Source organism: Haliovirga abyssi, assembly GCF_030295325.1.
Classification (GTDB): domain Bacteria; phylum Fusobacteriota; class Fusobacteriia; order Fusobacteriales; family Haliovirgaceae; genus Haliovirga; species Haliovirga abyssi.
The window spans coordinates 1176513-1199133 of record NZ_AP027059.1; the positions used below are offsets into that span (position 1 = coordinate 1176513).

Below are 22621 nucleotides of genomic sequence, written 5' to 3' on the forward strand. Positions count from 1 at the left end.
TTTTACCTCCTATATCCAAATTTATTTAAATAATATTCTTCTTTTTCTCTCATTTCCTTTTTTTCATCTTCGTTAATATGATCATACCCTAATAGATGTAAAACTCCGTGAGTTATCACATAGTATAGTTCTCTTTCAAATCCATGTCCATATTTTTTACTATTATCATCTACAACTTCTAAACATATTACAATATCCCCTAATACATTATAAAAGCCTGCATTTTCTGTTTCAGAATATGCAAATGATATTACATCTGTTGCCATATCTTTATCTCTATATTCTTTATTAATTTTTTGAATGTTTTCAATATCTGTAAACATTAATGATAAATAGATATCTTTTATTGAGTCTTCTATTTCCGAATCTAATATTTCAGAAATATATTTTTCTATTTTTTCCATTTCATTACTTAAATCATATTTTTCAACTTCATTTGTTATATCTATAACATATTCCATTTTAAATTCCTCCACTTTATTGTTCTTTATTATTATTTCCCTTTAATTTTGATATATCTGGATATTTTATTCTTGAATGATATATCCCCTGTATCACTTCTGAAAAAGTATTCATTACAATTTCTATATCCTTAAATGTTAATTCTGCTTCTGAAAGTTGCCCTGCAGAAATTTTTCCAGAAACTACTTTATGAATCATCTCTTCTACTGCTATGTGAGTTTTATTATCTATACTTCTCACTGCTGCCTCAACTGAATCAGCTAACATTATAATAGCAGACTCTTTTGTTCTTGGCTTTGGACCTTCATACCTAAAGTCACTTTCATTTACATCAGGATTTTCTTTTTTAGCTTTATTATAAAAATATGCAAGTAATGTTGTCCCTTGATGTTCCTTCATAACATCTCTTATCTCTTTTGGAATTTTATACGCTCTAGCCATTTCATCTCCATCTTTTGTATGGGCTGTTACTACAAGGCTACTTAAATATGGGTTCATATTTTCGTGTGGATTAATTCCATTTTTTTGATTTTCTACAAAAAAATTAGCCCTTTTCATTTTACCTATATCATGATAATATGATGCAACTCTTGCAAATGTAGAATTAGCTCCTATAGCCTCTGCTGCATTTTCAGCTAAAGTAGCAACTTGTATACTATGATTAAAAGTTCCACTTGCTTTTATAGATAATTGTTTTAATAATGGATGAGAAAAATCTCCTAATTCTAAAAGTTTTATGTCTGTTAAAATATTAAAACTATTTTCAAAATATGGAAGTAATGCTATAGTAATCATCCCTGAAAAAACACCTGAAATAAAAACTTCAGTTACCCCATAAGCTGTATTCAAAATTTCTTTATTAAAAAAAATATTAAATGCTAAAAGCAATACTATCTTTACAATTCCTATTACAAACCCTGTATTTACAATATCTGTTCTATTTTTTATTTTTTTCGAAAAATATATCCCTAATAACATATCTACTAAAAATAACATTAAGATTATATAATTAAACCCTATATGTATAAAAATCATTGATAGAAATAAACTATTTACAATTAAAGAATATTTCTCATTAACTATCATTCCTAATAAAAGTACACTTGCCGCAAATGGATATATATATATATATTCTAAATTTGTAATCTGTAATAAAGAGATCATTCCAATGATTTCTATTACTGTTAAATAATAATAATTTTTCTTTTTTATCTCTTTCAACATATATTTTTTTATTATTATAAAAAATAAGCTTCCAAAGATTAAAATATATAAAAAAATTGCAACTGTTTTTTTAAAATTCCAATAACTATTTTTATAAAATACTTTATTTAATAATTCAAACTTTTTATTATTAATAACTTCGCCTTTTTTTACAATAACATCTCCAGAAAAAATTTGTACATAATTTGTTTTTAAATTTGCTATTTTCTTTTTCAAAATTGATTCTGTAGCAGTTTCATCATAAAATTCATTTGGTTCTATAAAATCAATAACTATATCCTCTTCCAAAGAAGATAATTTCATCTTCGACATCTCTTTTAATACTTTATTTAAATAATCTGGTTCATCTTTAATTCCTTTTTCAAATAATTTTTTTAATGTTATTTCTATATTATTTTTAATACTTTTTTTTTCTTCTTGAGTTTTCCCTATTATTTTTTTTAATTCATCTTTTCCTATTAAAATTTCTTTTGGAGCAGACTCTTTATTAGCTAAATTAAAATAATCATTTAATCCATTTAAAACTTTTATTTCTACATTATTATCTCTTGTATATATTTTTTTAATACTTTTTTTAATATTTTCAATATTAAAATTTCTTTGTTCAACATCTATATATTTTAATGTAATTGGAGATATTATGTTTTTGGTAGCAACCTCTCCTAATCTATAATTTTTAAACTGAAAGCTTACATTCCCTATCAATATCCAAGATATAAATATTAATAAAAAAAATATTATTCTAAAATTTACATTTGCCTCTTTTATAATATTTTTTTTATTTTTTTTATTTTCTATTTTAATAGTTATTTTTTTATTAAAAATCTTAAAAGATTTCATATTTTTTCCCCCATTTTTTCATATGCACCAATTATTTCCTTTACCACTTTATTTCTGACTACATCTTTTTTTTCAAATTCCATTATACCAATTTTAGAAATATTCCTCAATATTCTTATAGCCTGTATTAATCCTGAGTCAGACTTCTTTTCCAAATCTATTTGGGTAATATCTCCTGTAATTATTGCTTTTGAATTAAATCCAAATCTAGTTAAAAACATTTTCATTTGAGTTTTAGTTGTATTTTGGGCTTCATCTAATATTATAAATGAATTGTTTAAAGTTCTTCCTCTCATATATGCTAAAGGTGCTATTTCTATTATTTCTTTTTCTATATACTTATAAGTTTTTTCTGCTCCAACCATTTCATATAATGCATCATATAAGGGTCTTAAATATGGATCTATCTTTTCTTTTAAGTCTCCTGGTAAAAAGCCTAAGCTTTCTCCAGCTTCTACTGCAGGTCTTGTTAAAATTATTTTTTCAACTTTTTTTTCAATTAAATTTTTTATTGCCATTGCTACAGCTAAATATGTCTTACCTGTTCCAGCTGGTCCAACACCAAAAATTATATCATTTTTAGAAATCATATCTAAGTAAATAGTTTGATTTCTAGTTTTAGGTCTTAATCTCTTTCCTCTAAATGCTAATATTCTATCTTTTTTTAATAAGTAATCATAACTAAATTCTCTATTTTCTATTAAATTTAAAATTCCATCAAGAATTTCTGTTTCTGATAATAAAATATCTTTATCATATAACTCTTGTAATGTTAAAATATATTTATATATAATATCTTTATTTTTTCCTTCTATCAAAAGCCTATTTTCATAAACTTTTAATATTGTTTCAAAATTAGAATGAATTTCATTTAATATGTTATCGTTTATTCCAAAAAAATATTGCAAAAAAGAATGCTTTTTTATAATAATCTCCAAAATTCCTCCTTAGAAACATTAAAGAATAAATTTCTTTAAATTCAATTAAAAGTTCTAAAACTATTACAATTGTAAACGTAGCTTTTCATATAAATTTTATATTTTTATTTTATAGGAAAGTATAAAATTTATTCAGAAAATAAGCCACGCCGTTTTTTTATGCGATTTTTCAAAACAAAATAACAAAATTATTTTTAGCCTCTCTTAATAATTAAAAGTCCGATACTAATGTATCGGACTATTAAATACTACTTTAAATAGCTTTGAACAATTTTATTTATTAATTTTCCATCAGCTTTACCTTTTAATTCTACCATAATCAGTTTCATAGCTTTTCCCATATCCTTTTTTTCAGATATTTCATTTTTTACCATGATACTTTTTATAATTTTTTCTACTTCTTCTTCCGAAAGTTGCTCTGGTAAATAATCAGATAAAATATCCAATCCAATTTTTTCTTCTTCTACCAAATCATCTCTACCGCCGGATTTATAACTCTCAATAGAGTCTTTTATTTGCTTTACAGACTTAGTAACTACACTAATAAATACCTCATCAGAAATTTCTTTCTTTTCATTTATCATAATGTCTTTTAATTTAGATTTTAACATCCTCAATGTCATAAGCCTGTTTTTTTCTTTACTTCTCATTGCGGTTTTTATATCTTCACTTAATTGCTCCCACAACATTTTTCACACACCTACTTTTGGTTTTTAAGTTTCTTTTTTCTTTCGCTTGGTTTCTCATAAAATTCATGTTTTTTTATATCTCTCAATATTCCTTCATCTTGCACAGCTCTTCTGAAACGCTTAAGTGCGCTATCTATGCTTTCATTGTTTCTAACTTTAATTCCAGTCGACACACGTTTTCCTCCTCTCCATTACTAAAATAACAGATAAATTATACAATATATCTTTAATTCTGTCAATACCAATATTAAACTTCTTTTATTTCTTTTTTATTACTTTCTATTTCGGATTTATCCTCTTTTTTCAAAGTCTTAAACATTTGTAATACATTATTCATCTCTGTTGACATCTCTCCTAGTTTTTTTGATACATCTAATACTCCCTCTGCCATTTTAACTTCAATTGTTGTGTTATTGGATACTTTTTCTATCTCTTCTTCACTTGATTGTACTATATTACTTATATCATTTATAACTGCTGCCATCTCTTCTGTTGAAGCTGACTGTTCTTCTGACGCTTTTGTTATATCTTTTATATTATTATTTATATTCTTTACTGCTTCTATTATTGAAATTAATTCTTCTCCTATATTTTTAACTATTTCATCTCCAGCTTCAACTTTTTTAGTTCCAGCTTCCATTTTATATAATACTTCTTTATTTTTTACTGTTAAACCACTTATAATTTCTTCTATATTATCTGTAGCTTTTTTACTCTCTTCTGCAAGTTTTTTTACTTCATCCGCTACCACTGCAAATCCTTTTCCTGCCTCTCCTGCTCTAGCAGCTTCTATCGCTGCATTTAATGCTAATAAATTAGTTTGATCAGATATTGTTCTTATTATTGTTACAAAATCATTTATATTTTCTGTTTGATTGCTTAATTCTATTGTAGCTTTTGAAGCTTCTTCTACACTTGAAGCTATCTCTTCCATTGTTCCTACTAAAATTTGTATATCTTCTTGTCCTTTTTCAGCTTTTATATTTGTTTCTTCTGCTTTTTCATTTATATCATGTGCTAAATCTGCTACTGATACTGATGTCCTTGCTACTTCTTCTATCCCACTTGAGGCTTCAACTATTGCACTTGAATTTGATTCTGTTCCTTTAGCTACCTCATTGATACTTTTTGCTATTTCTGTTACGCTTTCCATTGATTTTTCTGCCATATTTTTTCCATCTGATGATAATTTACTTAATTCTACTGCTTTAATTTTTATATTTTCTATTACTTCAGATTGATTGTCTAAAATATCATTAAATCTATTTGCCATTTTTCCTATTTCATCTTTTTGTTCTATTTTTATTCTTTGACTATAATCTCCTTGTGACATTTTTTCTGAAATATTTACTATTTGAGATATTCCAACTAATAATTTTTTTACAAAAATAGTTACACCAATCGCCACTATAAATAAAATCAAAATAATCATAATAAACGTAAAATATTTCACTCCTGTAAATGCACTTTTTAATTCATCTCTATAAACAGAACCCCCTATTGTCCAATTTAAACCAGGAATTTTTTCATATGCCACCTTTTTTGCTCTTCCTTTCCAAACATAATCAACTATCCCACTATCATTATTTACCATCTCTTTTGCAAAATCATATTTTATTAAACTTGTTCCTATCAATTTTTTATCAGGATGCATAATAACAGTACCATCTTTATACATAACATAATAATAACCAGTTTTTCCTATTTTTAATTTGTTTATTGAAGTTGAAATTTTACTTAAGTTTAGGTCAATTCCAACTACTCCTAATTTTCTTCCCATTTTATAGACTGCTTTTGATACTGTAATCATTGTCTCATTTGTAGTTGCATCATTATATGGCTCTGATATATACACTTCGCTCCCTGCAGCTCCTTTATACCATGGCCTTTGTCTTGGATCATATCCCGCTGGCATATCATGAATTGGACTTTGTATAAATTTTCCACTCTCTTGTACTCCAAAATAAACATTTACATAACTCTCTTTTGCAACTTTGAAACTATCTAAAATTCCTTGTGCTCCATCTATTCCATTTTCTTCAAATGATTTAGAGATTATTTGAACATCTCCTGCAGAACTATTCATTAACTGCGTAAGCTTATCTTTTGTCTGCAATAATAAACTTTTTACATTTTCTACTTGTAATGATTCTAATTTTTGTACTCCAATATTATAACTAACCGCACCTATTAAAATTAATGGTACAATTGCTGTAAAAAAACTAAACAGATACATCTTATTTCTTATCTTCATAATATCCCATCTCCTCTTTTATTATTTTTTCTCTTGATTTAATTATCAATCTTCCCTTTGGCAATGATTTTAAAAATTGTTTTCCATAATTTTTTGTTAAAATTCTATTGTCTAATAAAGTAATAATTCCCTTATCTGTTTTACTTCTTATTAATCTGCCAACACCTTGTTTTAATTTTATAACTGCTTCTGGTATTTGATACTCAAAAAATGGGCTTTTCCCTTCTGATTTTAATTTTTCTATTATAGCTTCTACTATTGGTTCTGATGGTACTTTAAATGGTAGCTTAATTATAATAACAGAATTTAATCTATCTCCCTTTACATCAACTCCTTCCCAAAAACTATCTGTTCCAAAGAGCACACTATTATTTCCCATTTTAAACATCTCAATTAGGCTATGTCTTGGATATTGTCCTTGAATAAGTAAATTAAACCCTTTTTGTGACAGCTCATCTCTTATAGCATAATATAGCATATTTAATGCTGAATAAGATGTAAATAGTAAAAATGTATTCCCTTTTCTAACTTCTATTAATTTTTTTATAAAATCTGAACTATCTACTAAAAATTCTTTGTCTGTTGGTTCTTTCAAATCACTAGGAATAATAATTTCCATTTGATTTTTATAGTCAAATGGAGAATCAATTACCTCTTCAATAACATCTTCTTCTAATCCTATTGAATTTTTAAAATAATCAAATTTATTATTTACAGCTAACGTAGCTGATGTAAAAATAATATTATCCAAATTTTGATATAGGCTTTCTTCTAAATCTTTTCCAACGTCCAAAGGTGTTGCAGATAATTTCACATTTGTTTGTTTAGCATTTATATATATCCAATATACAAATTCATTTTTTTCTATCTCCATAATAAAATCTAAATTTTTCATAATAGAGTGCAATCTTTCTATATATCTATTAAAATCTAAAATCACCCCATTTTTGTCTTCTGGATCTTCATCTTTTATAATCCCTTGAATTTTTATTATATCTTTTTTATAATTTATATATACTTTTTTTAATTCTGCAAACCTTTTCACAATCTCTTTTTCCCAATTTTTAATATTCTTTAAATCAGATTTTTTTAATCTTTTTTTTATCTCTTTTTTCATACCTAATTTTGCAAAACTGTTTGTTATAGAGTTAAAAAAATCTGCAAATTTATCTGAAAAATCTTTATGATTTAATATTATATTATTATGTACGATATTATCTATTACTGTAAAACCTTCTTTTGATATCTCTTTTTTTAAAAAATCAACTAATTTTAACAAATATCCACCATTTTGATTTTTATATTTTTTATTACTATATATAGCATTTAATATTTTAGATGTCATATATTTAGAAACTTCTATACTAAAATAATCTCTTGCCACTTTCTCTATGTTATGAGCTTCGTCAAAAACAACTAAATCATAACTTGGTAAAATAGAATAATTATTAAAAAAATAACTTTCTTTCCTAATAGATAAATCTGCAAAATACATATGATGATTTGTAACTAACACATCTGCTGAAAATATTTTTTTTCTTGCTTTAAAGAAAAAGCACCTGTCATAATATTTACATTTACTTCCTAAACATAAATCTGCTTCACAACTTACCATTTCCCATGCTAAAAATCCAGGCTCTATAACTAACTCCTGTTTATCCCCTGTTACAGTTAATCCATACCAATTTAATATTTCCATCAAATCTTTTTTATTTCTATCATCTAAAACTTCTTTATCTTCATTTGTGATATTTCCTATTTTTCTTCTACAGATATAATTTCTTCTTCCTTTAACCAAAACTTCTTTAAAGTCATATCCCATTGTTTTTTTTATAAGAGGAATATCTTTACTTAATAGTTGTTCTTGAAGATTAATTGTATTAGTAGATACAATTATTTTTTTATTATTTTTAACAGCCCATTCAATAGATGGAATTAAATAAGCAAGTGTTTTTCCAGTTCCAGTTCCAGCTTCTACTACAACTTTTTTATTTTCATTTATCCCTTTAGAAACAGTATTTGCCATTTCTATCTGTTCTTTTCTATGTTCATAATTTGAAAATCTATTTGATAACAATCCATCTTCTACAAAGTATCTTTCTACATCTATAGAAACTATTTTTTCAATTGAAGGCTCTACAATAACATATATATCATTAACTTCATTATTCACAATATAGCTACCGCCACCATAGCTGCCATAAATAGACGATAATTTTATATCATTATCAGAAGGCACTAATTTTCCTGATGGGTGATTATGGATTATAACTCCATTTTTTTTGATTCTATTTAAAATTGCAGGGACAGAATATTCATTGCCTCTAGCTATAACTTTGACTTCGGGTACTAGATTATTCTCATCTAAAATTCCAAAAAAAAATACCTCATTACCGTTAGCAAAAGATATTTCATTATATATTTTTTCTATTGCATCTTCTTCTATTTTTTCTTCTATATTCATTAAGTGTTCCTCCTGCTTTATATATTACCATATTTTTTTTTATTTCGCAAATTAATTTTAAACGTGGTTTAAGTTTAATTTTCCAATGCTTGTAGCGATATGATAACTTAAAATAACAGCAGTAATAATTATAAATAATCCTGTTATTTTACCTGCTAAAAAATTTCATCTTAAAAAATTAGATACTAAAAAAATGGTACTATTTTTCTTCTAAACAAATTTATACTTTATTATTAAATTAAAAAACACTTGATTTTTATAAGAAAAGATGATATTATTATTAGGATGAAATTTTAATAATAAGGAGGTGCAATCTTTTGGCACATTCAGTATCAGCAAAAAAAAGAATTAGAGTAGCTGAAAGAAATCGTTTAAGAAATCAAAGCGTTAAAAGTAGAGTTAAAACTACTCTTAAACAATTCGAAACTGCGATTGAAAACAATGATATCGATACAGCAAAAGTAAACTTGAGTGCTGTTTATAAAGAGCTTGATAAAGCTGCTCAAAAAGGTATTTTACATAAAAATACTGTTGCAAGAAAAAAATCAAGATTAACTGCAGAACTAAATAAATTAGTTTAAGCGTAAAAAAGAGGCTTTTAATTGCCTCTTTTTTTATTTGTTAGGAAAATATAAATTTATTCAGAAAAGAAGCTACGCTATTTTTTTTAGTATACAATTTTTCAAGGCAAAATTTTTCAGAAACCAAAAATTTAGAAAAACATTTATACTCTACGAGATGAAGTATACTGTACCCTATAAGATGGACATTTAAAAAAAAGTTGCATCAGATATGGTATTTTTATATAATATCTATAATGTTAATTTAATAGATTGGAGGATTTCATGAGCAACAAAATATTCACAAAAAAAGAGATTGAAATTTTATCAAAAAATAAATATGTCAAAACTATAAGTTCTAAGGCAATCACATATACATCAGAATTCAGAAGAATTTTTATTGCAGAAAGTCAAGATAAAATTTTACCTAGAGCAATATTTGAAAAATATGGATTTGACGTACAAGTATTAGGGATGAAAAGGATTCGATCAGCAGCAGCAAGATGGAGACGTGCCTATAAAGAGCAAGGAGTATTAGGGTTAGATGATAGAAGAAAAGAGAACTCTGGACGACCTTTAGAAAGAGAGCTATCTTTAGAAGAGAAATATGAAAGGCTTCAAGTAAAAAATGATTATCTTCAAGCGGAGATTGATTTGCTAAAAAAGCTAGACGTGCGAGAAAGAGAGGTGAACGGTAAATTAATTGAATTATCGCCATCAGAAAAGTTTGTTATAATCAAAGATGTAATAGAAACAAGTGGTGTAAAAAATATTATAAAATATTTATGTGAAGTTGCAGAAATTTCTAGAACAAGTTATTATAACTATTTGTCTGAAACTTCCAAAACAAATAAAAGCAATCAAGAATTAGAAGATGAAAAAGCAAGAGATTTAATCATAAAAGCATATGAATTCAAAGGTAGGCAAAAGGGAGCTAGACAGATAAAAATGACTTTAGAAAATGAATTTGCTACAATTTTTAATCTGAAAAAAATCAGAAGAATTATGAAAAAATATAGTATTGTATGTACGATTAGAAAGGCAAATCCTTATAAGAGAATAGCAAAGGCTACAAAAGAGCATACAACTATTCCAAATAAATTGAATAGGGAATTTAAACAAGAAATACCAGGGAAAATATTATTAACAGATATAACATACCTATCATATGGTAATGGTCAACGTGCGTATTTATCAACTATTAAGGATAGTTCAACAGGAGAAATACCTGCATATGTATTATCTAAAAATATTAAGTTAGAAATTGCAACAGAAACAATAAGAACTCTTATGGAAAACAAAAGCTTTAAAATTCATAAGGATGCATTAATACATTCTGATCAAGGAGTCCATTATACAAGCCCAACATTTCAAAAATTAGTTAAAAATAGTGGCTTAGATCAGTCAATGTCAAGAAGAGGTAATTGCTGGGACAATGCTCCTCAAGAATCATTTTTTGGCCACTTTAAAGATGAAGCAAATATTAAAGAATGTAATACATTTGAAGAATTAATTAATGAGATTGATGATTATATGGATTATTATAATAATTATAGATGTCAGTGGGGATTAAAAAAGATGACTCCTATAAAATATAGAAATCATCTTTTAGAAAATAAATCAGCTTAACTACTTTTTTTTTAAATGTACTTGACAAAGGGTACAGATTAAAGCGTAGCTTCTTTTTTTATTTGCCTATATTAAATTCTATTATAAAATTTTTAATTTCTATATCTGCTGGCGATTGTCCTGACTTTATTTTGTAATCTATAGTCAATAACTTCTCTAATTCAATTTTTAAATTTTTTTCATTTATTATTTTTAAAATTTTTAATCTATTAAATATTACATATGGATGCATCTTTCCAAAATATCCTTTTATATTTAAATAAGCTTTATCTCTAAAACTTGGATATCCACCTCTTACATCAATTTTTCTTTCATTTTCTAAAATTTTTAATTTCAATATTAATTTTAATTCTCTAACTATCATTTCAAAAAACATTATATAACTATTTGGATTCATATTTAAATAGTCCAATAAAACTCTTTTTTTCCCATTTATTAATTTATCAATTGATTCAAATATAGTATATTCTTCTCTTAAAGATACAATATTTTTTATTTTATCTATTTCAAATTCTTCACCATTTAGAAATAACTTTATTTTTTCTACTTCATTCTTTATTGTGTTATAATTATCTCCTATCATTTGCATTAATTCATGTGCTTCTCTGCTATCTATAGACAAATTATCTTTTATATATGATATAGCTTTTTCACCTTTTTTATATTCGTATGATTCTATAACTTTCCCTATCTCTTTTGCTATTTTAAGTGCTGTTTTTGAGAATTTTTTCTTTTCGTCAAAATAATCTACTATAACTTCATTATTATCATAAGAATATTTTTTTAAAATTTTAAAAAAGCTATCACTTCTTTTTACTAATTCGGCTCTTTTTAAAATAATAAATTTTTTCCCTCCAAAAATTGAATTAGAAGATACTGATTGTAAAAATTTCTCTTCCTCTTTTTGGCTTAAATCAAAATATTCTTCTGTTATTCCACTATTTTTTTCTTTAATTTTTTTCACAAGATTACTATACTCAAACTCTCTGCTTTTATCTCCTACTACTAAATACAACATTATACAAACACCTCATCCCAAACATATTTAGGTTCCATTCCTAAATATATATCAAAATTTCCATATTCTCTTATTTTATTTACAATTAATCTATACATTTTTATTCTTAAAGGCTTAAAATATCTTTCTTTTCCATCTATTCCAACTATAATTTCATTAAAGAACAGATCTGTTTTTACTTCTTTTAAAACTTTTTTCTTTAATCCTTTTTTATATCTCAATCCACCTATTCCTATATTTATTATTTTCTTTCTATCTAATGTTGAAAATATCTTTTCCAACATATTATTATAATAAATTTCAAAATCAGTAACTGCAATAATAGGATCTATTCTTATTCCAATATTATAACCTATGTTTTGTAATTTATAAGCTGCCTCTATTCTCTCATCAAGATTAGATGTTCCTAATTCATATTTATCTATAATTTCCTGTGGACTAAATGTAAATGATACAATAACACTATCTGACGGGTCTATATTAAGTAAGTTCTTTATATTATTACTCTTGCTTCTTATCTCCAGTTTTATATCATCTCTATTTCTAAAATAATTTATCAAATCAGAATTTATATTTGTAATATTATCATAAACTAAAGAATCGTTTACTATTCCGCAGCTTATCATAGAGCCTTTTTCTTTAAAATTATCTAATTCTAAAAACATATCCTCTATATTTACATAAAACATATATGCCCCATGTTGATAATAATCTCTTAAATAACAATAAAGACAATTAAAAGGACAATTATTCTCATATGTCAAATAATATTCCTCTTTTATTCCTACAAAATTTTTATCTAAATAATATTGTTTTAAAAATTTTCCTTTTTTTACTCCAAAAAACATATTTTTTTTCTCATCAATATAAGATAAATTTTGTTTCTTTATTATCTCTATAAATTCATTTTTATCTTTTACTACTTTATAATCAGATATTTTAGATAAAATTTCTTGTCCTTTTTTATAATTTTTTATATCTTCTGTTATAAATATCATATTCTACTCCATACTAAATTTTTTTGAATATTTTTTTCTTAATACTGCAACAAATTCTACAGATTTTGACATAATAAGAGGAATAATATATTGCTTTTTTTCTTTTGTAATAATATCTATACATTTTTCTATATTTTTTCCACCTGTTGGCACCATTCTTCTTAATGTTATTTTTTCTATATCTTTTAATTCAATTTCCATTTTTTTATATTTTAATTTTTCATTAACAATATCAATTGAAATTTTATATTCCATCATCATATATATAAATACTCCACCTACAAATATAAAAAAACCTGACATTAAAAATTGAAAATTATCTTTTAATTTTAAATTTTGATAAAAGAAAAATAATCCAACAAATAACAAATTAAATCCACTTATAAACCAAATAAATTTTCTTCTAAAATTAATGCCATACTTATATATTTTCTTTTCTTTTAAATCATATTTTTTTATTTTTTCTTTAAATCTTTCATAAAACATATTCTAATCTCCTTTCAAAAATAGTAATAATTCATATTTAAAAATTTATGTTGTTTATTTTATTACTCTTCAGACCTAACTTAAGTCCTCTTCTATCTTAAGAGAGGATTTTTTTACTCCCATTTTCCTAAATTAATAAAAATTAATTCAATCCTTTAACTTTTATTAATATAAAAATTAACAAACCACGAAATAACATTAATATACACAAATAAATTATCTATTCGCATATATCTGTATTAATTCGTGGTTGAAATATTCTGAAAAATTATATTATACTATATCCCATAAAAATATGATCAGGTCCACTTCCCAATGCGTGTCCACATTTTCCATAAGCAGCTACTGTTATCATATCTCTTCCTCTTATAACAGCAATTTTAAATCCTCCACCTAATCCTCTATTTATAATCTCTATTTGAGAGTACACATCTCTAACAGCATTAGATACAGCATTTTTTTCTCTTAAATTTTCATGAATAACTTCTTTTGCTATAGCAGCCACAATAGCACCTTCTCTAAGCTTTAATGGTAATTCTAATCCATTAGCTCCTACTTGAGTAACTGCAGCTTTATAATTCATTTTTTTTATCCTATCAAACCAATATTTTTCATCTTCATTTGTTTGAGTCATTGCTAAAAATATAACTGCTCTTTCTGCAGTCATTTTCCCATCTGATTTTGTTACTACAAAATCTTTAACAATATCTCCAGGAGTAACGACTCCAATTAATTCTTGATTTTTATTAACAATAGGCAAAAATTCTATCCCATATTCTATTATTTTTTCTGCTGCTTCTTTTATAGTCCTTTCAGGAGTAAATGGCTCTACTTTTTCTTCAGCTATTTCAATAAATTCTTCAGCAATTAAATTTTTATTATATTCATTAACTAAATCACTTACTTTTATCAAGCCTAAATATTTTCCATCAGAAATAACTACAACATACTTTTTTTTATTAATTATCATCTCTTTTTTTATATATTCTAAATTTTTTTTACAATCAATTGTAACAGGCCTTTTTTGCATAATATCTCTCACTGTAAGTCCCAATCTGTTACCTCCAATCCCATAAGTTATATAATAATATATAAGATACCAAGCATTTATTTCCCTTTTCTAGGAAAGTAATAAATCTATTCGTAAGATAAGCTTCGCTTGATAAAATTCTATTCCCATTCTATTGTTGCTGGTGGCTTCGAACTAATATCATAAGCTAATCTATTAATTCCTTTCACCTCATTTATTATTCTATTTGATACTTTTTCAAGAAATTCATATGGCAAATGTGACCATGTAGCAGTCATAAAATCTGTAGTATCTGCTGACCTAAGTACCGCAGTATACTCATATGTTCTTTCATCTCCCATTACACCTACAGATTTCACAGGTAATAATACTACAAAAGCTTGGCTAACTTTATTATATAGAGCATGATTCCATAACTCTTTTATAAATATATCATCAGCTTCTCTTAAAATATCTGCTTTCTCTTTTGTTACCTCTCCTAAAATTCTAATTCCAAGTCCTGGTCCAGGAAAAGGATGCCTGTCAATCATATGATCTGGTATTCCTAATTCTCTTCCTACTTTTCTTACTTCATCTTTAAAAAGTTCTCTTAAAGGCTCTAATAATTCAAAATCCATCCCTTCTGGCAATCCACCTACATTATGATGACTTTTTATTGTTGCAGATGGTCCTTTTACTGATTGAGATTCTATTACATCTGGGTATATTGTACCTTGTGCCAAAAATTTAGCATTTTTTAATTTTTTCTTTTCTTCATTAAACACTTCGATAAAATCTTTACCTATAGTTTTTCTTTTCTTTTCGGGATCAGTTACTCCTTTTAAATTTCCTAAAAATCTTTCAGAAGCATCAACACATTTTATTTTAATATTGTAATTTTTCCCATATGTTTCCATTACTTTTTCAGCTTCATTTTTTCTTAATAATCCTGTATCAACAAATATACAAGTTAATTGATCACCTATTGCTTTATGTATAAGAACTGCTGCTACTGATGAATCTACTCCACCTGAAAGTCCTAAAATAACTTCTTTATCTCCAACTTTTTCTTTAATATCTGCTACAGCTTTTTCTATATAGTTCCCCATATCCCAGTTCTTTTCACATTTACAAATAGAAAATACAAAATTCCCTAAAAATTCAGAACCATATATAGAATGTGTTACCTCTGGATGAAATTGTACAGCATATATATTTTTTTCCATATTCGCAATCACTGCAATTGAACTATCTGTATATGCTATTTTTTTAAATCCTTCAGGCAATTTTGTTACATGATCTGCATGACTCATCCACACTTGCGAAGCTTTAGGCATATTTTTAAAAATTGGTAATGATTTATCTTCAATAATCAAATCCGCTTTCCCAAATTCCTGTTTATCCGCTCTTGCTACTTCTCCACCTAATAAATGAGTTGTTAATTGCATTCCATAACAAATCCCCAAAACTGGTATACCTAATTCATATATCTCTTTTGAAATTGTTGGAGCTTCTTTTGCATAAACAGAAGCAGGTCCTCCTGACAAAATTATTCCTTTTGGTTTTATCTCTTTTAATTTTTCTATTTTAGTGAAATATGGAACAATCTCTGCATATACTCCTTTTTCTCTAACTCTTCTAGCAATTAGTTGATTATATTGTGACCCAAAATCTAAAATTACAATACCGCCTTTATGCATTTTCATCTCCTCTCAAATCATAATATAATTTTTTTTAATTCCTCTGATTTAAAATCTAAATTATGTATAGATTTTATATATCTTACAGTTTTTGTTTTCCCTCTGATTAATAAAGTTTCTGTTCTAGCAATATTTCCTTTTCGAGAGACCCCTTCAACTAAATCTCCTGGAGTAACTCCTGTAGCTGTAAACACTACTTGATCATCTTTTACTAAATCATCTAATGTCAATACTTTATTTATCTCAATTCCCATTTCTTTACATCTTACTATTTCACCTTTACTAATTTTATCATTTTCTAAAGTTATCCCTTTTACTTCACTTCTTGTTTTAAGTCGTACATTCATATCTCCACCCAAGGCTTTCATTGCAGCAGCAGATATTACCCCTTCTGGAGCTCCACCTATACCATATAACATATCAATTTCAGAATCTATTACTGCTACTAAAATTGATGCTGCTACATCTCCATCAGGTAATGCAATAACTCTCATACCCATATCTTGTAAATTTTTTATGATACTTTTATGCCTTGGCTTATCCAAAATTACAATAGTCAAATCTGATAATTCTTTGCCTAAAGCTTTTGATACGCTATATATATTTTCTTTTAAAGGTTTGTTTAAATCAATACTTCCTTTTGCTTCTGGTCCTACAATTAATTTCTCCATATACATATCAGGAGCTTTTAAAAAACTGCCTCTATTACCTACTGCCATTACCGCAATTGCATTTGCTTGACCTTGAGCAGTCATTCTTGTACCTTCTAAAGGATCCACTGCAATATCTACTGGAGTAGCTTCTTGACTTTTACCTACTTTTTCACCAATATATAGCATTGGAGCTTCATCTATTTCTCCTTCGCCAATTACTATTTCACCAGAAATATCTATTTCATTTAACATATATCTCATTGCGTCAACAGCTGCTTGATCTGCTGATTCTTTGTCACCTCTGCCTATCCATTTAGAGCTAGCTAAAGCTGCAGCTTCAGTTACTCTTGCAAATTCTAATGCAAGATTTCTTTTCATTTTATATAATTTACCTCCTGCTTTTTTTTGTTTTATTCAGTCTTTTATTAATTGTATTATAATTTTCTTCACTATTTTTCAAAAAATCTGCTAATTTATCTTCAAAATTGGCTGGCTTAGCTGGCTCTACTTTTGTATTTCTAGATGAGCTACCTCTTCTATCGAATCTTTCAGATGGCTTTCTATTGTAATTAGATTTAGTTGCTGGTCTTGTTGTTGGCCTACTTGCTTCTTCAGTTTTTTTTATAGATAAATCTATTCTTCCATCTGGTTTTATGGCTAAAACAACGACAGATACCTCTTGCCCAACAGTTAATACATCTTCTACATTTTTTATATATTTGTTACTAACCTCAGAAATATGAACTAACCCTTTTTTATTGTTCTCCAAACTTACAAAAGCTCCATATTTAGTTATTTTTTCTACTTTTCCTGTTAATTTCTCTCCCACAGTTACTTGCATTAATTTTTTACTCTCCTTCCGAAATTTTAATTTTTTTTATTTTCAATTAATTTTTTTACTACAATTACATGTAGTATGGAATATTTAAAAAATAAATTCCTAATATTTTATTATAAAAACAAAACTGAAATATTATTTTTAATCCATTCCTAAATTAAATTTAATATAATTTTATATACTATTTTAACATTCTATACACTTTTTCAGATTTTTTTTTCATGAAAAGTTTTTCTCTTGCTATTTTTTCTATAAATTTAGGATTGTCTAAATTTATATATTCTTTTTTTAATTCTTCATGTTTTTTTTCTAATTTTGCTACTTCTTCTTTTTTTATTTTTATTTTATTCTTTGTTTTTAAAATTTCTCCATTCAATGTGATTGATTCAAATATAATTTTTATTGCAAAAATTGATAATGCCAAATTTACTGTTAATAAAAAAGTTTTTTTTATTTTTCTAGAGTTCATATTATTTTCCCCTTTGCTTTGTCATTAATTCAATTATACTTTTTACTTTTTTAACATCTTTAGTCGAAATTGCATTTAAAATTTTAGCAACTTTTTTATTATCCATTTTTTCAAATATTCTTGCTACTATATTTTCATCTAATCCTCCTAATATTATATTTGAAACCGCATCTGGGGTCATACTAGAATATATAGAGGCAAATTTATCAATATTTGCTTCTTTTTCTTTATATGTTTTTTCTTTTTCTAATATAATTTTTTCTCTCTCTTTTAAAGATTTATCTTTTTCATTCAAAATTTTTTCTTTGGTGTTTAATTTCTCTTCTTTTTTTAATAATGAATCTTTTAATTCCTTTGTTTTCTTTTCTTTTAATGAAATTTCTCTATTTTTTAGTTGTATCTCTTCTTGATATTTATTAGACAATAATTTTAATCTCTCATCATCATCTAAGTGTATTTGATAACTATATTTTAAATAGCTTCCTACATATGGCATCTTAGCTATTTTAGATGTTGGTGGAAACAATTTTGATAAATCTAAAAACCCTATAATATCTAAAAATATAGTTCCTGTAAATAATGTGAATAAAAATATTAGAAAAAGAAAAGATGTAAAGAAAAAATATTTCTTCTTTTTTTTCTTTTTCCCTTCCTTATTTTTCTTTTTCCCTTCCTCTGCCATATTACTTTCTCCTATTATACATATTATTTGATATTTCGTCTATAAATTTTTGTTCTTTTTTTATTTCTTCTTCTTTATACCTTTCAAAATATTTTTCTTTCAATTTCTCAAAAGTTTTCTTTTCTTTTCTTTTTTCAAAGTATAATTCTTCACTTTTTTCTATCTCTTTTTCTTTTTCCTTAATATTTATTTCTGATATCTCTTTCTTTTTCTTTAATCTTAATAAAAAACTATCATAATTTTTAATCATCATTATGTTAATTCTATTTTGTTTCATTTCAGAATATTTTTTCATAAATATTTTAATTTCATTCTCTACTTCAATTAGTTTTTCTTGCAAAATATTTAATTCATATCTTTTTTGTTTAAGTTCATCTTTTATAATATCTTCTTCTTTTTGCTTAAATTCTAAAGCTTTTTGAAATCTAAATTTAAACATCTATCTTTCCTCAAGATCACTTAACGTATCTTCGCTTAATATTTTTCCATTGATTTTATAATTATCCAAATAATATCCATATATCAAAGAAATTTTTTCCAATACTTCTCCTTTTTTCCCTATTAATTTCTGCATATCCATGCCTAATTGTTTAATTAAAATTGCTTTCTTTCCTTCTTGCTCTAGATAATAAATTTGTTGATTTAGACTGTTTATTTCTTCTGACAGATCTTTATATTCAGAATCTAAATTTTCAAGTTTTTCAATCTCTGTTTCTTTATTATTTCTTATTAATTTTTCTTTTTCTAATTTCAATTTTTTAATTTTGTTTTTCATATTATTAATTTTATTTGTTTCATTTTCTGTAAGTAAGTACTTGTTATATTCTTCTATTTTTTTATCTATTGTTAACAATTGCTTATTGAAATTATTCGTAATTTCTTTTTTTATTTTTTCTAAAATTCCATTGTATTTGTTTGATTTTATCTCAATTTCATTTTTATAATAACTTTTTGGAAAAATTTCTAAATAATGTTTCCAAAGTTTTTGTTTTTTAGAAAATGATACTAATTTTTTTTCTTTTTCTATATACGATTTATACATTTTATTTTCAATAGTTTGCAAAATATGATTTTTAGTTTCTTCTCCATTGATTTCTCCGATTCTTTTTATTACATATTGTTTTAATTTAATGCTATAACTATTATCTTGTGTGATTTTAATAGCTAATTTTATAGCTAATTTTATATTATTATTAAATATAAAATCAATATACAATTTTTGATTTGATAAATTTCCTTCTTCTAATGCTAAATCATACAATATATTTATAAGTTGTATAGAATTATATGTTTGCAAAATTGATAATATATTTTTTGTATTTTTAGTATTCATTTTTTTTAATTCTTTTATTAAAAACTTTCTACTCTCAGGAGTATTTAATATAAAAATATCTTCTAAATATTCTGTTTTAGAAGAATTTATATAATTTTCTTTCAAAATATCAAACAGATTATCATCATGTAAAATTGCTAGACCTCTAAAAGCTAATTTTTTGTTTTTATTTAAATTATTCTTAAAAAATTCCTTACTTTTTTTCACTCCATACTTTGAGATTGCTCTCTTTTGTAAATCAATATTTTCAGAAAATAATTTTTCTTTAATATTCATTTCATTTTCAAAAATTAAATCTAATACTTTTGCTTTAAAATTTGCTTCTAAATTTTTATTTAAATAAAAATATAATATATTTTTATATTTTTCATAATTAGAAGAATCTATCTCGTAGATCATACTTTTAAATATATCAGAACTATTTTTTAATGTTTTTTCAAACCATTCTTCTTTATTATTTAAAATATAATTTATAGAAAAATATAAATTATATTTTAAAAGATTTTCAAACATTTCATAATCATTATTAGATATAGAAAGTTTTAATAGTTTTTCTAGCCTATCATTTGATTTTTTATATTCTATTCTCTTTATCAATTGTTCTTTTTCGTTTGAAGGAATATCTATTGTCTCACCATTATATTGTTTATAAAATTCACCATATTGTTTATTTTTTAATAAATAATTAAACAAATTCAACTTAATTGATTCTGGATAGATAAAGCTATCATATTTCAAAGATTCTTTAATAAAAAACTCTTTAAGAGTATCTTCGTTTATTGTTTCTGTAGTTAATACAGTTTCTAAACTATTTTTTGTAAATTTTATATCTTTACTTTTCAACATAAAATATGCACTTTTTCTTACTTCAGAGTCTGCCAAACTATCTTTTATTATATTTTCTAACTGAATTTCCTCTTTACTGTTTAATGTAACTCTTTTTTTTAATCTATTTATATCTTTTGTGTTTTTTATTTCTGTACTTCCACATGCAGAAAATAATAGAGTTATTAATACTATACTAAACAATTTTTTCATTATAAATCTCTCCTTATATAATTAATTTGAAAAAATATTTTCAAGTGATGTAACTGCTCCTTCCAAATCACTCTTTTCCATTATTTCTTGTTTTAAAAAACTATTTACCTCCTCTATTTTAGAAATAGCATAATCAGCTCTTACATTGCTACCTTCTTTATATGCTCCTATATTTATCAAATCTTCAATCTCATTATAATTCGCCAAAACTTCTCTGACTTTTCTTGCATTCATAACATGTTCTTTTGTAGCTACTTCTGTAATTAGTCTAGAAGCACTTACTAAAATATCAATTGCTGGAAAATGATTTTTTGCTGCAATATTCCTAGACAAAACAATATGTCCATCAAGAATACCTCTCACTGCATCTGCAATTGGGTCATTCATATCATCTCCATCTACTAATACTGTATATAATCCTGTGATTGTTCCTTTGTCTGAATTTCCAGTTCTTTCCAATAATCTTGGTAGCATAGAAAAAACGGAAGGTGTATATCCCCTTGTAGCTGGTGGCTCTCCTATTGCAAGACCAACTTCCCTTTGAGCCATTGCAAAACGAGTTAAAGAATCCATCATTAACATTACGTTCATTCCTTTGTCTCTAAAATATTCTGCTATTGCTGTGGCTGTCATTGCACCTTTTATTCTTACTAATGCTGGTTGATCTGAAGTAACTACTACTACTACTGATTTTTTAAGTCCCTCTTCCCCCAAATCTCTTTCAATAAATTCTCTAACCTCTCTACCCCTTTCTCCTATTAATCCTATTACATTTATATCCGCAGAACTATTCCTGGAAATCATCCCTAACAATGTACTTTTCCCAACTCCACTTCCTGCAAAAATACCAACTCTTTGCCCTTTTCCACAAGTTAAAACTCCATCTATTGCTCTTACTCCAACTGATAAAGGTTCCACAATTCTCTTTCTAGTTAAAGGATTTGGAGCTGAAGTATCTAAAGGCATATGCTTTTCAACCATTATTTGGCCATTATTATCCATTGGCTTTCCTAGTCCATCTACTATTCTTCCTAGCATATTTTCTCCAACAGGAATACTTAAACTTCTCCCTGTTGCCACTACTTCACAACCATGCCCTATTCCTTTTAGTTCTCCTAATGGCATTAATAATATTTTATCTTCATCAAATCCAACTACTTCCGCATCTACTCTATCATTTCCATTAAAAGTTTTTATATAACAATGTTCTCCTAATTGCACAATAGGACCTTCTGACTCTATAGTTAGTCCAACTACCCTTATTACTTTACCATTTATTTTCACAGTATCAATCTTTTTAACTTTCGATATATATTCTTCAACATTAATTTTCATTA

General features: G+C 25.5%; 21 protein-coding genes. 2 read left to right on the forward strand and 19 right to left on the reverse strand.

The window, feature by feature from the left end; translation table 11 throughout:
• Positions 1-2: 2 nt before the first annotated feature.
• From ybeY to RDY08_RS05305, 7 genes are all read right to left on the reverse strand, one after another.
• Positions 3-461: an rRNA maturation RNase YbeY gene (gene ybeY, locus RDY08_RS05275; protein WP_307905390.1), complete on the reverse strand. Its 459-nt coding sequence runs from the start codon at positions 459-461 to the stop codon at positions 3-5.
• Positions 462-477: 16 nt separating this feature from the next.
• Positions 478-2526 (reverse strand): HD family phosphohydrolase, encoded by a 2049-nt coding sequence (locus tag RDY08_RS05280; RefSeq protein WP_307905391.1) that lies wholly within the window; start codon positions 2524-2526, stop codon positions 478-480.
• Positions 2523-3464, reverse strand: a complete 942-nt coding sequence (locus tag RDY08_RS05285; protein WP_307905392.1) for a PhoH family protein — start codon at positions 3462-3464, stop codon at positions 2523-2525. The genes RDY08_RS05280 and RDY08_RS05285 overlap by 4 nt, the downstream gene beginning before the upstream one ends.
• A gap of 248 nt (positions 3465-3712) precedes the next feature.
• Positions 3713-4153 carry a GatB/YqeY domain-containing protein gene (locus tag RDY08_RS05290; RefSeq protein ID WP_307905393.1) on the reverse strand — a complete coding sequence of 147 codons (441 nt, stop codon included), beginning with the start codon at positions 4151-4153 and terminating at the stop codon, positions 3713-3715.
• 11 nt (positions 4154-4164) lie between these two features.
• Entirely contained in the window at positions 4165-4326 is a 162-nt protein-coding gene (gene rpsU, locus RDY08_RS05295; RefSeq protein ID WP_307905394.1) for a 30S ribosomal protein S21, read from the reverse strand.
• A gap of 74 nt (positions 4327-4400) precedes the next feature.
• Complete coding sequence (locus RDY08_RS05300; RefSeq protein WP_307905395.1) at positions 4401-6407, reverse strand: methyl-accepting chemotaxis protein; 2007 nt, start codon at positions 6405-6407, stop codon at positions 4401-4403.
• Positions 6391-8871 (reverse strand): helicase C-terminal domain-containing protein, encoded by a 2481-nt coding sequence (locus tag RDY08_RS05305; RefSeq protein ID WP_307905396.1) that lies wholly within the window; start codon positions 8869-8871, stop codon positions 6391-6393. The genes RDY08_RS05300 and RDY08_RS05305 overlap by 17 nt, the downstream gene beginning before the upstream one ends.
• Before the next feature lie 317 nt (positions 8872-9188).
• Here RDY08_RS05305 and rpsT point away from each other — a divergent pair, with 317 nt between their 5' ends.
• On the forward strand, positions 9189-9452 hold the full coding sequence (gene rpsT, locus RDY08_RS05310) for a 30S ribosomal protein S20 (protein WP_307905397.1): 264 nt from the start codon (positions 9189-9191) through the stop codon (positions 9450-9452).
• Between the two features lie 264 nt (positions 9453-9716).
• Positions 9717-11060, forward strand: coding sequence for an IS3 family transposase (locus RDY08_RS05315; protein WP_307903683.1), 1344 nt, complete (start codon positions 9717-9719; stop codon positions 11058-11060).
• A 58-nt stretch (positions 11061-11118) separates the two neighbouring features.
• On the opposite strand, the gene holA is transcribed toward RDY08_RS05315, so the two are convergent.
• The 12 genes from holA to fliI form a co-directional block, all read right to left on the reverse strand.
• Positions 11119-12078, reverse strand: a complete 960-nt coding sequence (gene holA, locus RDY08_RS05320; protein WP_307905398.1) for a DNA polymerase III subunit delta — start codon at positions 12076-12078, stop codon at positions 11119-11121.
• Positions 12078-13076 carry an SPL family radical SAM protein gene (locus RDY08_RS05325; RefSeq protein WP_307905399.1) on the reverse strand — a complete coding sequence of 333 codons (999 nt, stop codon included), beginning with the start codon at positions 13074-13076 and terminating at the stop codon, positions 12078-12080. Before RDY08_RS05325 ends, holA begins: the two co-directional genes overlap by 1 nt.
• Positions 13077-13079: 3 nt before the next feature.
• Positions 13080-13562 (reverse strand): hypothetical protein, encoded by a 483-nt coding sequence (locus tag RDY08_RS05330; RefSeq protein WP_307905400.1) that lies wholly within the window; start codon positions 13560-13562, stop codon positions 13080-13082.
• 268 nt (positions 13563-13830) lie between these two features.
• Positions 13831-14616, reverse strand: coding sequence for a HutP family protein (locus RDY08_RS05335; protein ID WP_307905401.1), 786 nt, complete (start codon positions 14614-14616; stop codon positions 13831-13833).
• A gap of 116 nt (positions 14617-14732) precedes the next feature.
• Entirely contained in the window at positions 14733-16271 is a 1539-nt protein-coding gene (gene guaA, locus RDY08_RS05340; protein WP_307905443.1) for a glutamine-hydrolyzing GMP synthase, read from the reverse strand.
• Between the two features lie 17 nt (positions 16272-16288).
• Positions 16289-17302, reverse strand: coding sequence for a class II fructose-bisphosphatase (gene glpX, locus RDY08_RS05345; RefSeq protein ID WP_307905402.1), 1014 nt, complete (start codon positions 17300-17302; stop codon positions 16289-16291).
• 10 nt (positions 17303-17312) lie between these two features.
• The gene (locus RDY08_RS05350) at positions 17313-17765 is read right to left on the reverse strand and encodes a S1 RNA-binding domain-containing protein (RefSeq protein WP_307905403.1); all 453 of its coding nucleotides are present in this window, start codon (positions 17763-17765) and stop codon (positions 17313-17315) included.
• 178 nt (positions 17766-17943) lie between these two features.
• Complete coding sequence (locus RDY08_RS05355; RefSeq protein ID WP_307905404.1) at positions 17944-18231, reverse strand: septum formation initiator family protein; 288 nt, start codon at positions 18229-18231, stop codon at positions 17944-17946.
• 1 nt (position 18232) lies between these two features.
• Positions 18233-18913 carry a MotE family protein gene (locus RDY08_RS05360; RefSeq protein WP_307905405.1) on the reverse strand — a complete coding sequence of 227 codons (681 nt, stop codon included), beginning with the start codon at positions 18911-18913 and terminating at the stop codon, positions 18233-18235.
• A gap of 1 nt (position 18914) precedes the next feature.
• Positions 18915-19352, reverse strand: a complete 438-nt coding sequence (gene fliJ / locus RDY08_RS05365; RefSeq protein WP_307905406.1) for a flagellar export protein FliJ — start codon at positions 19350-19352, stop codon at positions 18915-18917.
• The gene (locus RDY08_RS05370; RefSeq protein WP_307905407.1) at positions 19353-21284 is read right to left on the reverse strand and encodes a hypothetical protein; all 1932 of its coding nucleotides are present in this window, start codon (positions 21282-21284) and stop codon (positions 19353-19355) included.
• A gap of 21 nt (positions 21285-21305) precedes the next feature.
• The gene (gene fliI / locus RDY08_RS05375) at positions 21306-22619 is read right to left on the reverse strand and encodes a flagellar protein export ATPase FliI (protein WP_307905408.1); all 1314 of its coding nucleotides are present in this window, start codon (positions 22617-22619) and stop codon (positions 21306-21308) included.
• Positions 22620-22621: the final 2 nt, after the last annotated feature.

Excerpts from the sequence above, each read along its gene's own strand:
- ybeY (WP_307905390.1), bottom strand. The coding sequence starts at position 461 with ATGGAATATGTTATAGATATAACAAATGAAGTTGAAAAATATGATTTA.
- RDY08_RS05280 (WP_307905391.1), bottom strand. The coding sequence starts at position 2,526 with ATGAAATCTTTTAAGATTTTTAATAAAAAAATAACTATTAAAATAGAA.
- RDY08_RS05290 (WP_307905393.1), bottom strand. The coding sequence starts at position 4,153 with ATGTTGTGGGAGCAATTAAGTGAAGATATAAAAACCGCAATGAGAAGT.
- RDY08_RS05300 (WP_307905395.1), bottom strand. The coding sequence starts at position 6,407 with ATGAAGATAAGAAATAAGATGTATCTGTTTAGTTTTTTTACAGCAATT.
- RDY08_RS05305 (WP_307905396.1), bottom strand. The coding sequence starts at position 8,871 with ATGAATATAGAAGAAAAAATAGAAGAAGATGCAATAGAAAAAATATAT.
- RDY08_RS05315 (WP_307903683.1), top strand. The coding sequence starts at position 9,717 with ATGAGCAACAAAATATTCACAAAAAAAGAGATTGAAATTTTATCAAAA.
- holA (WP_307905398.1), bottom strand. The coding sequence starts at position 12,078 with ATGTTGTATTTAGTAGTAGGAGATAAAAGCAGAGAGTTTGAGTATAGT.
- RDY08_RS05325 (WP_307905399.1), bottom strand. The coding sequence starts at position 13,076 with ATGATATTTATAACAGAAGATATAAAAAATTATAAAAAAGGACAAGAA.
- RDY08_RS05330 (WP_307905400.1), bottom strand. The coding sequence starts at position 13,562 with ATGTTTTATGAAAGATTTAAAGAAAAAATAAAAAAATATGATTTAAAA.
- guaA (WP_307905443.1), bottom strand. The coding sequence starts at position 16,271 with ATGCATAAAGGCGGTATTGTAATTTTAGATTTTGGGTCACAATATAAT.
- glpX (WP_307905402.1), bottom strand. The coding sequence starts at position 17,302 with ATGAAAAGAAATCTTGCATTAGAATTTGCAAGAGTAACTGAAGCTGCA.
- RDY08_RS05350 (WP_307905403.1), bottom strand. The coding sequence starts at position 17,765 with ATGCAAGTAACTGTGGGAGAGAAATTAACAGGAAAAGTAGAAAAAATA.
- RDY08_RS05355 (WP_307905404.1), bottom strand. The coding sequence starts at position 18,231 with ATGAACTCTAGAAAAATAAAAAAAACTTTTTTATTAACAGTAAATTTG.
- RDY08_RS05360 (WP_307905405.1), bottom strand. The coding sequence starts at position 18,913 with ATGGCAGAGGAAGGGAAAAAGAAAAATAAGGAAGGGAAAAAGAAAAAA.
- fliJ (WP_307905406.1), bottom strand. The coding sequence starts at position 19,352 with ATGTTTAAATTTAGATTTCAAAAAGCTTTAGAATTTAAGCAAAAAGAA.
- RDY08_RS05370 (WP_307905407.1), bottom strand. The coding sequence starts at position 21,284 with ATGAAAAAATTGTTTAGTATAGTATTAATAACTCTATTATTTTCTGCA.
- fliI (WP_307905408.1), bottom strand. The coding sequence starts at position 22,619 with ATGAAAATTAATGTTGAAGAATATATATCGAAAGTTAAAAAGATTGAT.